This is a genomic window from Mycobacterium sp. 4D054, assembly GCF_052245755.1.
Classification (GTDB): Bacteria; Actinomycetota; Actinomycetes; order Mycobacteriales; family Mycobacteriaceae; genus Mycobacterium.
On the sequence record NZ_JBQQCF010000003.1, the window covers coordinates 165,968 to 178,768 of the forward strand.

Annotated in this window: 12 protein-coding genes and 2 pseudogenes; 9 read left to right on the plus strand and 5 right to left on the minus strand. The window is 67.2% G+C overall.

Features of this window, described 5'->3' with window-relative positions:
* Nucleotides 1-172: 172 nt before the first annotated feature.
* Nucleotides 173-1,510, plus strand: coding sequence for a nucleotide disphospho-sugar-binding domain-containing protein (locus ACTWP6_RS03900; protein WP_443186881.1), 1,338 nt, complete (start codon nt 173-175; stop codon nt 1,508-1,510).
* Here ACTWP6_RS03900 and ACTWP6_RS03905 read toward each other — a convergent pair whose 3' ends face one another.
* The 3 genes and pseudogenes from ACTWP6_RS03905 to ACTWP6_RS03915 all read right to left on the minus strand — a co-directional run.
* On the minus strand, nt 1,511-2,383 hold the full coding sequence (locus tag ACTWP6_RS03905; RefSeq protein ID WP_260755176.1) for an LLM class flavin-dependent oxidoreductase: 873 nt from the start codon (nt 2,381-2,383) through the stop codon (nt 1,511-1,513). It abuts the gene before it with no gap.
* 64 nt (nt 2,384-2,447) lie between these two features.
* A complete protein-coding gene (locus ACTWP6_RS03910; protein ID WP_260755175.1) occupies nt 2,448-3,095 on the minus strand; it encodes a DUF4873 domain-containing protein in 648 nt (215 codons plus the stop codon).
* Nucleotides 3,095-3,988, minus strand: a pseudogene (locus ACTWP6_RS03915) (AurF N-oxygenase family protein); the annotation flags it as partial. The gene ACTWP6_RS03910 and the pseudogene ACTWP6_RS03915, both read right to left, overlap by 1 nt.
* A 97-nt stretch (nt 3,989-4,085) precedes the next feature.
* On the opposite strand from ACTWP6_RS03915, the gene ACTWP6_RS03920 reads away from it, so the two are divergent.
* The 6 genes and pseudogenes from ACTWP6_RS03920 (at nt 4,086) to ACTWP6_RS03945 (ending at nt 7,070) form a co-directional block, all read left to right on the plus strand.
* Nucleotides 4,086-4,466: a phage holin family protein gene (locus tag ACTWP6_RS03920; protein ID WP_443186882.1), complete on the plus strand. Its 381-nt coding sequence runs from the start codon at nt 4,086-4,088 to the stop codon at nt 4,464-4,466.
* Nucleotides 4,467-4,471: 5 nt separating this feature from the next.
* Nucleotides 4,472-4,714: pseudogene (locus ACTWP6_RS03925) on the plus strand (DNA-formamidopyrimidine glycosylase family protein); the annotation flags it as partial.
* 147 nt (nt 4,715-4,861) lie between these two features.
* Complete coding sequence (locus ACTWP6_RS03930; RefSeq protein WP_260758271.1) at nt 4,862-5,335, plus strand: zinc finger domain-containing protein; 474 nt, start codon at nt 4,862-4,864, stop codon at nt 5,333-5,335.
* 69 nt (nt 5,336-5,404) lie between these two features.
* Nucleotides 5,405-6,157: an SDR family oxidoreductase gene (locus ACTWP6_RS03935; protein ID WP_260755172.1), complete on the plus strand. Its 753-nt coding sequence runs from the start codon at nt 5,405-5,407 to the stop codon at nt 6,155-6,157.
* A gap of 108 nt (nt 6,158-6,265) precedes the next feature.
* Complete coding sequence (locus ACTWP6_RS03940; RefSeq protein ID WP_260755171.1) at nt 6,266-6,550, plus strand: helix-turn-helix transcriptional regulator; 285 nt, start codon at nt 6,266-6,268, stop codon at nt 6,548-6,550.
* Nucleotides 6,543-7,070: a hypothetical protein gene (locus tag ACTWP6_RS03945; protein WP_260755170.1), complete on the plus strand. Its 528-nt coding sequence runs from the start codon at nt 6,543-6,545 to the stop codon at nt 7,068-7,070. Before ACTWP6_RS03940 ends, ACTWP6_RS03945 begins: the two co-directional genes overlap by 8 nt.
* A gap of 49 nt (nt 7,071-7,119) precedes the next feature.
* Here the strand turns inward: ACTWP6_RS03945 and pgi are convergent, their stop codons facing one another.
* On the minus strand, nt 7,120-8,769 hold the full coding sequence (gene pgi, locus ACTWP6_RS03950) for a glucose-6-phosphate isomerase (RefSeq protein WP_260755169.1): 1,650 nt from the start codon (nt 8,767-8,769) through the stop codon (nt 7,120-7,122).
* A gap of 50 nt (nt 8,770-8,819) precedes the next feature.
* Here pgi and ACTWP6_RS03955 point away from each other — a divergent pair, with 50 nt between their 5' ends.
* Together ACTWP6_RS03955 and ACTWP6_RS03960 are read left to right on the plus strand one after the other, a co-directional pair.
* Nucleotides 8,820-10,268 carry an NAD-dependent succinate-semialdehyde dehydrogenase gene (locus tag ACTWP6_RS03955; RefSeq protein ID WP_260755168.1) on the plus strand — a complete coding sequence of 483 codons (1,449 nt, stop codon included), beginning with the start codon at nt 8,820-8,822 and terminating at the stop codon, nt 10,266-10,268.
* A gap of 217 nt (nt 10,269-10,485) precedes the next feature.
* A complete protein-coding gene (locus ACTWP6_RS03960; RefSeq protein ID WP_443186945.1) occupies nt 10,486-12,477 on the plus strand; it encodes an acyltransferase family protein in 1,992 nt (663 codons plus the stop codon).
* Between the two features lie 49 nt (nt 12,478-12,526).
* Here ACTWP6_RS03960 and ACTWP6_RS03965 read toward each other — a convergent pair whose 3' ends face one another.
* Nucleotides 12,527-12,793 carry a chorismate mutase gene (locus ACTWP6_RS03965; protein ID WP_260755166.1) on the minus strand — a complete coding sequence of 89 codons (267 nt, stop codon included), beginning with the start codon at nt 12,791-12,793 and terminating at the stop codon, nt 12,527-12,529.
* Nucleotides 12,794-12,801 lie beyond the last annotated feature (8 nt).

A 12,801-nucleotide genomic window follows, 5' to 3' on the forward strand; every position in this document is an offset into this window, starting at 1 on the left:
TGTAGCCGCCGACGGCGGTTGCGATACCGCTGATGATCAACCTCGGGCCCGGCGGTTGCGGGCGCGCTCGGGGCCATACCTCGAATCCGGGTTTCGTAACACATCCCCAGTGGGTCGGCACCGCTGCGGTCGACGGGCGGCAGGTAGCGTGCGGACACGTGAGCGAACCGTGATGTCGCTCGCACCGACAACCCAGGAGCGGGTGCTCCGTGACGGCGAAGGACCCGGTGTGGCGCACTATCTGCTCGCGGTCAGCCCGCTTCGCGGGCACGTCATGCCGATGGTCAACGTCGGCGTCGGCCTTCAAGCCCTCGGGCACGACATCTCCGTGCTGACCGGTGTCGAGTTCGCCGCGCCTGTGCGCAGTGCCGGACTCCGGATGGTCCCGCTCCCGGAGAGCGTGCGGATCGATGCGCCGGCCGCGGGCCCGGCGCTGCTCCGCACAATGCCCGCGGCCGCACGCCGATTCTGGCTGGGACGCGCCGAATTGGCGTCCGTATTCGTCGAACCCCTTGCCGCGGAGGCGGAATCGTTGCGGGCCGTGCTGCGTGACGAGGCGGTGGACGCGGTCATCGCCGACGTCACGTTCACCGGCGTGGTCCCGATGTTCCTGCGGGACGCCCCCCGTCCGCCGGTGGTGGTCTGCGGTGTGGGTCCGCTGACCATTTCGAGCCGGGACACCCCGCCGTTCGGGATGGCCTGGCAACCCGAGCCGGGTCTCGACTATCGGCAGATGACCGCCGTCGCGCACCGGGTGATCATGCGGCCGAGTCAGCGGAAGTTCAATCGTGCGCTGCGGCAGGCTGATTCGCCGGAATGCCCGTTGTTCGTCAGTGATTGGCCGCGGCTGGCCGACGGTCTGCTGCAACTGTCGGTGCAGGAGTTCGAGTATCCGCGGTCCGACCTGCCGTCGACGGTCGAGTTCGTCGGTCCGGTCCTGCCGGCCGGCCCAGAGGAGTTCGACCGTCCGCCCTGGTGGGGCGACGTGGAGACCGCAGGCACCGTCGTGCACGTCACGCAGGGCACGTTCGACAATGCCGATCTGGACCAGCTGATCGGCCCGACTCTGGAAGCGCTCGGTGACCAGGACGATCTCCTGATCGTCGCGACCACCGGCGGCCGGCGGGGCCAGCACATGCACGGCCGTATCCCGGGCAACGCGCGCATCGCCGACTGGATCCCGTACTCGGCCCTGCTGCCGCACGTGGACGTGATGATCACCAACGGGGGCTACGGCGGGGTGCAGTACGCGCTGGGCCACGGCGTTCCGCTCGTCGTCGCCGGGGAGACTTCTGACAAAGCCGAGGTGGCCGCGCGCGTCGACTTCAGCGGAGCGGGCATCGACCTCAAGACCGCCCTGCCGTCGCCGCAGGCCGTCGGCGCCGCAGTCGACATCGTCCGCCGAGACGACCGCTACCGGACCGCCGCGCAGAGCCTGCGGACCGCGATCCAGGCCTGCACCCCGGTCGATGCGATCGCCAACGCGCTCAAGCGACTGTGCAACGCCTGATCAGAGCTTGGCGATGACGTTCTCGGCGAACATCTCCAGGTGGCGGATCTTCGTGTCCAGTGGCTCGGTGTCCTGACCCATGATGTAGGGGATGCGGAAGCCGACGATGACGTCGGTGACACCCTTGTCCTCGAGCCGCTTGATGCCGTCGGCGGTGTAGGCGTCGATCGAGATCACGTGGATCTGGTAGTCCTCGTTGCCCGCCGTTCCGGCCTCGTCGCGGAACTTGTTGAGCTTGCCCAGCAGGGCGTCGAGTTCCTCCGGGTCGCCGCCGCCGTGCATCCAGCCGTCGTTGCGGGCGGCGCGGCGCAGTGCCGCGTCGGCGTGCCCGCCGATGAGGATCGGAACCGGCTTGGACGGCGCCGGCGTCATCTTGGTCTTCGGGATGTCGTAGAACTCGCCGTGGTATTCGAAGTAGTCGCCCGAGGTGAGGCCTTTGATGATGTCGATGCACTCGTCCATCCGCTTGCCGCGCTTGGCGAACGGGACGTTCATCAGCTCGTAGTCCTCGGGCCACGGGCTGGTGCCGACGCCGAGACCGAGGCGGTTGTCGAACAGCGCCGCCAGCGAGCCGGCCTGCTTGGCCACCAGGGCCGGCGGCCGGATCGGCAACTTGAGGACGAAGTGGTTGAAGTGCAGCTTCGTGGTCACCGCGCACAGTGCCGCGGTCAGCACGAACGACTCGATGAAGGCCTTGCCGTCGAGGAATTCGCGATTGCCGTCCGGAGTGTAGGGGTACTTCGAGTCCGATTCGAACGGGTAGGCCACGCTGTCGGGAATCGTCATCGCGTGGTAGCCCGCGGCTTCGGCGGCCTGCGCCAACGGGATGTAGAACGTCGGATCGGTCATCGCTTCCGCGTAGGTGAATCGCATGACGGTGATATTAGAACGTGTTCTAGTTCTTTCCCCGATGAATCCCCGAATTGCCTACCTGATGTCAGTCGAGCGGGAAAGGCGGTGCTCCCACCCCGGCCACGGTGTAGCTGCCCCACGGGGTCTGTTCCACCACGCGCGCCTGCGCTGTCCGCGTCCCGACGGTCACGGTCACCTCTCGCGGGCCTTTGAGCAGGTCCGCGGGCAGATCGCCGGTGACATTTCCGCGCCAGTGATAACGGCCGTCGATCGCTGCGAGGTGCCCGGCCAGCCTGCCCCGGGCGCTGATGTCGGCATCGGCGACAGCGATCAACACCGGCCCGTCGTAGATGTCCTCGTCGACCGGCGTGGAACGGTCCAGGTAGAAACTGGACCGCACCGACCGCGGCCGCCATCTGCTCAGCACGATGCGGGACTTCGCCTCCATGCGGGTGGAACCCGACTGCGTCATCACCTCCAGGCACTGCGAGACGAACCGGGTCTGACGGGCTACGTCGGGACCCGGGATGCGGAAGTGGTTCGGCATACCGTGCACCGCCACAGCGCCGTCCCTCGACCTTCGAGTGTCGATCACCGTGCGAGCGGCCAGCGCACGGCCGTCCGGCGCAACGGCCGTCCACATGTCGGTCGCGTTGTCGAAGCGCAGGTCCTCGGCGTCGGCGACGGCCGTGCCCGGAAACGCGCCGCCCGTGCCGATCACAATGCTGCTCACAGGAATCCGGCCCGACGCCACAACCGTCGACCGACTCGGCCCATCAAGTCGACTTCCTCGAAGAACGCTGCCAGCGACGCGAATGACGAGACGCACATGGCGCGGAAGTGCGGGTTCGACCGCGCCACACGCCGCATCCGGCGGCCGTCGAGACCGGCACGGCGGTACTGGATCGGAAGGGTGAACAGCATCCGGTAGAACGGACCACCGACCCCGTGCAGATTCGCCAGCAGCACCCTGCGGTGCCACGCCATCGTCGGCACCGACTTGCGCAGCCCGTCGCGGGCGAACTGGATGTGTCGGGCTTCCTCCGTGACGTGAATACGCATGAGCCGCTGAACGATCGGCTGCAGCTCCGGATCCTCCATGATCTGGCGCTGCAGCGCGTCGAAGATCTCCTCGCCGACCAGGGCTGCGCCCCACAGCACGCTGCCACGGAACAGGAAGGGCAACGAGTTGATGATGATGCGCTGAAACAACTTGGGACGCACCGGAATACCGCCGACACATGCGATGGTTCGGCCGAACATGACCATGTGGCGGGTCTCATCGCCGAGTTCGGTGAGCGCATAGTGCGTGGTCGCGGCGGTCGGGTTCTTGTGCATGAGATCGCGGAGCAGAGCCTGATTGAGGATGTTCTCGAACCAGATGCCGGCCGAGAGGATGTTGACCAGTTCCTGTCGGCTCAGCTCGATCTGCTGCGCACGGCTCATCGCGTCCCATTCCGGCGTGCCGTAGAGGGTGACGACTTTCGGCGGAAGAAAGAACTTGTCGGGGTCCAGCGGTGCGTCCCAGTCGATGTCGACGACCGGGGCATAGGACTTCTTCACCGAACCTTTCAACAGCCGTTCGGCAAATTCTTCGCGCGTCGTCTTCGTGGGCATCGTCACCATTCGAAGGTAGGAACACACACCGCACGATGTCAATACCCGCGGTACCGCATACCTGCGGTAGCACACTCGGGGAGTCTCCTCGGTGGATCATGACTCCATGGGATTCCTCCTGCGGGCGGCACTAACCGGGCTGGCGCTGTGGCTGGTGACGCTGCTGGTGCCCGGCATCGAGTTCGTCGGCGGCGACTCGACAGCTGCCCGGATAGGCATCATCTTCGTCGTCGCGGTGATCTTCGGGCTGGTCAACGCGATCATCAAGCCCGTCGTGCAGATCATCTCGATCCCGCTCTACATCCTCACGCTGGGCCTCATCCACGTGGTGATCAACGCGCTCATGCTGTGGATCACGTCGTGGATCACCGAGCACACCACCCACTGGGGCCTGGCCATCGACCAGTTCTGGTGGACCGCAATCTGGGCGGCGATCGTGTTGTCGGTCGTGAGCTGGGTGCTCTCGCTGTTCCTCAAGGCAGACTGAGTGTCATGCCCGAGCTCCCGGAGGTCGAAGCGCTCGCCGATCATTTGCGTCGTCATGCCGTCGGCGCGACCGTCGGCCGGGTGGACGTATCGGCGCTGTCGGTGCTGAAGACCTTCGACCCGCCGGTCTCCGCGGTGCGCGGCCAAGAGGTCACCGGCGCGCACCGATGGGGAAAATACCTCGGGTTGCAGGCTGGTGAGCTGTACCTGATCACGCATCTGTCCCGGGCAGGCTGGCTGCGCTGGTCGGACAAGCTCGCCGCGGCACCGTTGAAGCCCGGCAAGGGGCCGATCGCGCTGCGCGTGCATCTGGGAGAGCCGGGCTCGGCGCCGGGCTTCGACCTGACGGAGGCGGGCACGCAGAAGCGCCTCGCGGTGTGGCTGGTCACCGACCCGCTGGCCGTCCCGCAGATCGCCGCGCTCGGTCCCGATGCGCTTTCGCTGAGCCTGCAGGCGCTGACGGAGGCGCTGAAGGGCCAGACGGGCCGCATCAAGACCGTTATCACCGACCAGAAGGTGATCGCCGGGATCGGCAACGCCTACAGCGACGAGATCCTGCACGTCGCCAAGCTCTCGCCGTTCGCCACCGCGAACAAGCTGACCGAGGCGCAGTTGGCGACGCTGCACGACGCGATGATCTCGGTGCTGACCGACGCGGTGACGCGGTCGGTCGGCCAACAGGCGGCCACATTGAAGGGCGAGAAACGTTCCGGACTGCGGGTGCATGCCCGCACCGGCCTGCCGTGCCCGGTCTGCGGGGACACCGTCCGCGAGGTGTCGTTCGCCGACAAGTCGTTCCAGTACTGCCCTACGTGCCAGACCGGCGGCAAGGTGCTGGCCGACCGGCGGATGTCCCGACTGCTCAAGTAGCCGTCTCGCGCGTTGCCCTGCACGTTCGGCGATTACTCGCGACTTGTCTAACTCGGTTATCCTGCCCGCATGACTCGGCAGAAGATCTTGATCACCGGTGCGAGCTCGGGCCTCGGTGCGGGCATGGCCCGCCAGTTCGCCGCCAGGGACCGCGACCTGGCCCTGTGTGCGCGTCGCGTCGACAACCTTGAGGAGCTCAAGGCCGAGCTGGCAGCGAAGTATCCGAACATCAAGGTCGCTGTCGCCGCGCTCGACGTCAACGATCACGAGCAGGTTCCGAAGGTCTTCGGTGAGTTGTCCGAGGAACTCGGCGGCATCGACTGCGTGATCGTCAACGCGGGCATCGGCAAGGGCTACCCGCTCGGCGGCGGCAAGCTGTGGGCGAACAAGGCCACCATCGAGACCAATCTCGTTGCCGCGCTGGTGCAAATCGAGACCGCGTTGGAGATGTTCAAGGCTGCCGGCAAGGGGCAGCTGGTGTTGGTGTCGTCGGTGCTCGGCAACGTGGGGGTGCCGGGTTTCAAGGCCGCCTACGCTGCGAGCAAAGCCGGTGTCACGTCGCTGGGGCAGTCGCTGCGTGCCGAATACCCGTCGTCCGGGCCGATCAAGATCACGGTGCTGGAGCCCGGCTACATCGAGTCGGAGATGACGGCCAAGTCCAACTCGACGATGCTCATGGTCGACAACGAGACCGGCGTGAAGGCCATGGTCGACGCCATCGAGAAGGAGAAGGGCCGCGCCGTCGTCCCCGGCTGGCCGTGGTGGCCGCTGGTGGAGGTCATGAAGCTGCTGCCGCCGCGGTTCACGAAGTACTTCGCCTGAGTCCCTTGCGATGTGGGTGTGAAAACTGTCGCTGACTCGCAACGAGAAGAACGCCGAAATCGCCCGGTTTGCTTGACAGACTGTTAGGTTTTCCTAACAATCGATTAGGTGAGTCCAGTGCGCCGCGGGGAAACCTTCCCCATCCACAACCGCATCGGTGTGCTGCGCGCGGAGCGGCGGATGTCGCGGGCGCAGCTGGCAGAGCTGATCGACGTCAACCCGCAGACCGTCGGAGCACTAGAACGAGGCGATCACTACCCGAGCCTCGATCTGGCGTTCCGCATCTGTGAGGTGTTCGACCTACCCGTCGAGGCGGTCTTCTCCCGCGAACCGTTCGCACCACTGTCGACCGCGCTGTATCGCCGAGAACAAGGAGGAAAGACGAATGCGTGAAGCCACCTTGATCGACCGCTACCAGAACTACCGCACCAAGCAGTTCCTGAAAAACGAATCGAAGTATGCGAATTCGCTTCCCGGGTGGCGGACCCAGCGTAGACGCCGCATGCTCGTCACCGGGTTGGCCGCGACGTTTGGGTTCATGTTCGGCGTAAGCCTGTTGTGCGCGTTCGGCATCCAGTGGGCACCGCTGCTATGGCTGCCCGCATGCCTGGTGTTCTTCCCGCTCTGGGTGACCTTGCAGATTGTGTCCGGGCGCCAGGGTGACGCACCGGACGCCACACTTGACGAATACGAACTGGCGCAACGCAACAGCGCCAGATCCATCGGGCTGACCCTCACGCAATACCTCATGATGGTGCCGATCTTCTACCTGATCTTCGGCGCCGCCTTCACCGGCGGAACCGACACCGACATGGCCTACGCCGGCGGCCTGATGGCATTGACCGTGCTGCTGATCGGCGGATGCTCACCGGCGATGATCCTGGGCTGGACGCGCCCCGATCCGGAGATGTGAGCGCTTTCGGCGTGATTGTCGCCGCTGAGCGACGATAACCACGCCGAAATCACGCGGTGCGGCCGCGCTCCGCTCGGTAGCGGCGGACGAGGGCGTCCGTCGACGAATCCGACTGCTCGGCCGGCGGCTCGTCGGACGTGATCACCGGCAGCAGCGCCTTGGCTTGAGTCTTGCCCAGCTCCACGCCCCACTGGTCGAACGAGTCGATGCCCCAGATGACGCCCTCGACGAAGACCTGGTGCTCGTAGAGCGCGATGAGTTGGCCGACCACCGACGGGGTCAGCTTGGTCGCGAGGATCGACGTGCTCGGACGGTTGCCCGGCATCACCTTGTGCGGCACCACATCTGGCGGCGTTCCCTCGGCGCTGATCTCCTCGGCCGTCTTGCCGAACGCCAGCACCTGCGTCTGTGCGAAGAAGTTGCTCATCAGCAGGTCGTGCATGCTGCCGGTGCCGTCGGCGGTCGGCAGGTCGTCGGTCGGCTCACTGAACCCGATGAAGTCGGCCGGGACCAGTCGGGTGCCCTGATGCAGCAGTTGGTAGAACGCGTGCTGCCCGTTGGTGCCCGGCTCGCCCCAGAAGATCTCGCCGGTGTCGGTGGACACCGGTGTGCCGTCGGCGCGCACCGACTTGCCGTTGGACTCCATCGTCAGCTGCTGCAGGTAGGCGGCGAAACGGGCCAGGTCGTTCGAATAGGGAAGTACCGCACGGGTTTCGGCGCCGAAGAAGTTGTTGTACCAGAGCCCGATCAACCCGAGCAGCACCGGCGCGTTTTCCTCCAGCGGCGCGGTCCGGAAGTGCTCGTCGACGAGGTGGAAGCCGGCGAGGAACTCCGCGAATCGTTCCCGGCCGATCACCGCCATCACCGATAACCCGATCGCCGAATCCACTGAGTACCGGCCACCCACCCAGTCCCAGAAGCCGAACATGTTGTCGGTGTCGATGCCGAACTCGTCGACCAGCTTGGCGTTGGTCGACACCGCCACGAAGTGCTTCGAGACCGCGTCATCGCCCAGAGCCTCGGTGAGCCAGCGCCGTGCGGCCGTCGCGTTGGTCAGCGTCTCCAGCGTCGAGAATGTCTTCGATGCGATGATGAAAAGCGTTGTGGCCGGGTCGAGTCCGGCGAGTTTGGCCACCAGGTCGGCGGGGTCGACGTTGGAGACGAACCGCGCGGAGATGCCGGCGTCGGCGTAGTGGCGCAACGCCTGATCCACCATCACCGGCCCGAGATCCGAGCCGCCGATGCCGATGTTGACCACGGTGGTGATGCGTTCGCCGGTTGCGCCACGCCAGTCGCCGCTGCGCAGCCGGTCGGTGAAATCGCCCATCCGGTCCAGCACCTCGTGCACGTCGGCGACGACGTCCTGCCCGTCGACGGTCAGAGACGCGTCCCGCGGCAGGCGCAGCGCGGTGTGCAGCACCGCGCGGTCCTCAGAGGTGTTGATGTGTTCCCCGGCGAACATCGCGTCCCGCTTGGCCGGTACGTCGGCGGCGCGGGCCAGATCCGTAAGCAGGCGCAGGGTCTCCCGGGTGACGCGGTGCTTGCTGTAGTCGATGTAGAGGTCGCCGACCGTCAGCGCCAGCTCGGTGCCCCGGGCGGGATCCTCGGCGAACAGTTCACGCAGATCCGCGGCGGCGATCTCGTCGTGATGGCGGGACAGTGCCTGCCACGCAGGCGTGCCGGTGATGTCAGAACCCATGTGCAGAACCCTAGTGCGGGCGCGCAGACGAAGGAGTAAATGATGGAGGTATGGATACTTCCGCGCTGCTGGCTTCGGTACCGACCGGTCTGTGGATCGGCGGTGAGGAACGCCAGGGCAAGTCGACGTTCAACGTGCTGGACCCCAGTGACGACGAGGTGCTGACCGAGGTCGCCGACGCGACCGCCGACGACGCGCGCGACGCGCTGGACGCGGCATGTGCGGTGCAGGCGGAATGGGCCGCGACCCCGCCCCGCAAGCGCGGAGAGATCCTGCGGTCGGTGTTCGAGACCATCACCGCGCGCGCCGACGACATCGCGGCGCTGATGACCCTGGAGATGGGCAAGGTGCTCGCCGAGAGCAAGGGCGAGGTCACCTACGGCGCGGAGTTCTTCCGCTGGTTCGCCGAGGAGGCCGTGCGTATCGACGGCAGGTACACGACGAGCCCGGCCGGCACCGGACGCATCCTGGTGACCAAGCAGGCGGTCGGTCCGTGCTATGCGATCACGCCGTGGAACTTTCCGCTGGCGATGGGCACCCGCAAGATGGGTCCGGCATTCGCGGCCGGGTGCACGATGATCGTCAAGCCCGCACAGGAGACGCCGCTGACCATGCTGCTTCTGGCCAAGCTGATGGCCGAGGCCGGCCTCCCCAAGGGCGTGCTGTCGGTGCTGCCCACCAGCAGCCCGGGGCCCGTGACCGAGGCACTGACCAGCGACGGCCGGCTTCGCAAGCTGACCTTCACCGGATCCACCGGCGTGGGCAAGGCGCTGGTCAAGCAGTCGGCCGACAAACTGCTGCGTACGTCGATGGAACTCGGCGGCAACGCTCCGTTCATCGTGTTCGACGACGCCGACGTCGACGCCGCTGTGGACGGGGCGATCCTGGCCAAGATGCGCAACGGCGGCGAGGCCTGCACCGCCGCCAACCGTTTCCACGTCGCCAACGCCGTGCGCGCGGAGTTCACCGAGAAGTTCGTCAAGCGGATGAGCGAGTTCACCCTCGGTAAGGGCCTCGACGAGAAGTCGACACTCGGCCCGCTGATCAACGCCAAGCAGGTCGCCAAGGTGACCGAGTTGGTGTCCGATGCCGTCTCGCGCGGCGCGACCGTCGCCGTCGGCGGCGTCGCCCCGGGCGGGCCCGGCAACTTCTACCCGGCCACCGTGCTCACCGACGTCCCCGCCGATGCCCGCATCCTCAAGGAAGAGGTGTTCGGGCCCGTGGCACCCATCGCCGGGTTCGACACCGAGGAAGAAGGCATCGCCGCCGCCAACAACACCGAGTACGGACTGGCCGCCTACGTGTACACCCAGTCGCTGGACCGGGCGCTGCGGGTCGCCGAGGGAATCGAGTCCGGCATGGTCGGCGTGAACCGCGGGGTCATCTCCGATGCGGCGGCGCCGTTCGGCGGCATCAAGGAGTCGGGCTTCGGCCGCGAGGGCGGCACCGAGGGCATACAGGAGTATCTCGACATCAAGTACATCGCGCTCACCAAGTAGTCACCTGCGCGCCGAGCAGACACGAACTCCGGCGAGTCGCCGGCGACACGCCAGAGTTTGCGTCTGCTCGCACGAGGGAGGCGCCCCCGGCTTGCGGGACCGGGCAGGGGTTGGAGCCAGCGCGCCTTCCGGATCCGCCGGCGGTCGGACCCTAGACTTCCTTGCTTGAAGTAGGCGAGGAGGGCCCTGGAAATTGACTGCCGTGAGTGCGGCGCCGATGCGAGTGGGCCCGCGGCGGTATGTCGGGCCGGGGCAGTCGATTCCGGCCCTCGACGGCATCCGGGCGATCGCGGTCGCGCTGGTGCTGGCCGACCACGGCGGCGTCCCCGGACTGTCCGGTGGCTTCCTCGGCGTCGACGTGTTCTTTGTCCTCAGCGGATTCCTGATCACCTCGCTGCTGCTCGACGAGGTCGGCCGGACCGGCCGGATCGGGCTGAAGGGTTTCTGGATCCGGCGGGCCCGCCGACTGCTGCCCGCGCTGCTGGTGATGGTGCTGGCCGTCGTCGCATTGCGGGAGCTGTTCTCCGAGGAATCCACCGCGAACCTGCGTGAAGACGCCGTCGCCGCGTTCTTCTGGATGTCGAACTGGGTGTTCGTCGCCCAGCACACCGACTACTTCTCTCAGGGCGCGCCGCCCTCACCGCTGCAACACACGTGGTCGCTGGCCGTCGAGGAGCAGTACTACGTGCTGTGGCCGTTGCTGATCGCCGCCGTCGTCGCGGGGCTGACGGCGCTGGCGTATCGGCGCGGGGTGCCGTTGTCTGCGCGGGTGGTGCGTGGTGCGGTCTTCGTGGTGGCCGCTGGAGGCGTTGCCGCGTCGGCAGCGGCCACGACGATGCGCAGTGCCGACGCGACCCTCAACCGCGTGTACTTCGGGACCGACACCCGGGTGCAGGCCCTGCTGGTCGGCGCCGCCGCGGCCGCGCTGCTGGTGCGCGACTGGCGCGGGCTGACCGCGGGCCTGGTGATGTTCCGGTCGCGCTGGGCCCGCTGGATCGCGTGGTGGCTTCCGCTGGCCGGGCTGGTGGTGTTGTTCAGCGCCGCGCGGATGGCCACCGGAAGCGCCGCGGAGTTCCGGGCCGGACTGCTGCTCGTAGTCGCCGTGGCGGCGGTGCTCATCATCGCCCCGGTGGCGCTCGCCCAGGACGGGCCGGTCGCGCGGCTGCTCTCGGCGGGCCCGCTCGTCGGGCTCGGCGCGATCTCCTACGGGGTGTACCTGTGGCACTGGCCGATCTTCCTGGTGCTCAACGGGGAACGCACCGGCATCGACGGCTGGGAGCTGTTCGCGCTGCGCTGCGCGGCGACGATCGCGGTGGCGGCGGTGTCGTGGTGGCTGATCGAGCAGCCGATCCGCGAGTGGCGGCCCGCGTTCGTGCCGATGCTGCCGCTGGCGGCGGCGACGGCCGCGACGGCCGCGGTGGTGACGATGACGGTGCTGCCGGTGCGCATCGCGCCCGCGACACCCCAGCCGGGCCCGGACGTGGACATCGCGGCGCTGGTCGGCGCCGAGGTGCCCGTCGAGGTCACCAGGCCACAGAAGCCGCGCGCCCCGGGCGACCTGCGGGTGGCGGTGTTCGGCGACTCGATCGCGTGGACATTGATGCGGTACCTGCCCGAGACGCCGGGCCTGGACTTCGCCGACTACACCACGATCGGGTGCGGCATCGCCCGCGGCGGGCCCTATGAATACGTCGGCCAGGAGTTGCCGCAGAAGCCGGAGTGCGACGCGTGGCCGGCCCGCTGGGCTCAGCGCATCGGACACGAGAAGCCCGATGTGGTGCTGCTGATCGTCGGCCGGTGGGAGGTGGTGGACCGGTTGAACGAGGGTCGGTGGACCCACATCGGCGAGCCCGGCTACGACGCGTATCTGCGTGGGGAGCTCAACCGGGCGCTGGACATCCTGGGCTCGACCGGTGCCCGGTTGGTGGTGACGACCGAGCCGTACAACCGGCGCGCGGAGAAAGCGGACGGCAGCCTGTACCCCGAGGATCAGCCCAAGCGTGTCGAGCAGTGGAATACGTTGCTGCGCAGCGTGGTCGACGAACGGCCGAACGCGACGGTGCTGGACCTGAACAAGAAGCTCAGCCCCAACGGCTACTACCAGACCAGGGTGGACGGCATCCGGGTGCGCAGCGACGGCGTGCACCCCACCCCCGAGGCCGTGGAATGGCTGACACCGTGGCTGATGGAGGCCCTGACCTCCGAGTGACTTCGGCGTGCCCACCGCCGTGCAGCGACGGTTTTTACGCCCGGGGACGCTACTTGCCGAGGCGGCCGCGGCCGAGGCGCAGCAGCAGCATGGCGAGATTCTTGCCCTCTTCGCCGAGCACGCTGTAGCGCTCGATGACCTTCATCTCGCGGCTGTGCACCAGGCGGGTGCCCCCGGAGGCCATCCGTGCCTTGCCGATCATCTGCGATACCTCGGTGCGGCGCTGGACGGCCTCGAGGATCGCCGCATCGAGACGGTCGATCTCCTCGCGCAGTTCGTCGATTTCAGGCACTTGGGCGGTTTCCATCGTCGTCATGTCGTTCT

What these genes read in the sequence shown, in the direction of transcription:
- ACTWP6_RS03900 (WP_443186881.1), top strand. Translation starts at nt 173, where the DNA reads ATGTCGCTCGCACCGACAACCCAGGAGCGGGTGCTCCGTGACGGCGAA.
- ACTWP6_RS03905 (WP_260755176.1), bottom strand. Translation starts at nt 2,383, where the DNA reads ATGCGATTCACCTACGCGGAAGCGATGACCGATCCGACGTTCTACATC.
- ACTWP6_RS03920 (WP_443186882.1), top strand. Translation starts at nt 4,086, where the DNA reads ATGGGATTCCTCCTGCGGGCGGCACTAACCGGGCTGGCGCTGTGGCTG.
- ACTWP6_RS03935 (WP_260755172.1), top strand. Translation starts at nt 5,405, where the DNA reads ATGACTCGGCAGAAGATCTTGATCACCGGTGCGAGCTCGGGCCTCGGT.
- ACTWP6_RS03945 (WP_260755170.1), top strand. Translation starts at nt 6,543, where the DNA reads ATGCGTGAAGCCACCTTGATCGACCGCTACCAGAACTACCGCACCAAG.
- pgi (WP_260755169.1), bottom strand. Translation starts at nt 8,769, where the DNA reads ATGGGTTCTGACATCACCGGCACGCCTGCGTGGCAGGCACTGTCCCGC.
- ACTWP6_RS03955 (WP_260755168.1), top strand. Translation starts at nt 8,820, where the DNA reads ATGGATACTTCCGCGCTGCTGGCTTCGGTACCGACCGGTCTGTGGATC.
- ACTWP6_RS03960 (WP_443186945.1), top strand. Translation starts at nt 10,486, where the DNA reads ATGCGAGTGGGCCCGCGGCGGTATGTCGGGCCGGGGCAGTCGATTCCG.
- ACTWP6_RS03965 (WP_260755166.1), bottom strand. Translation starts at nt 12,793, where the DNA reads ATGACGACGATGGAAACCGCCCAAGTGCCTGAAATCGACGAACTGCGC.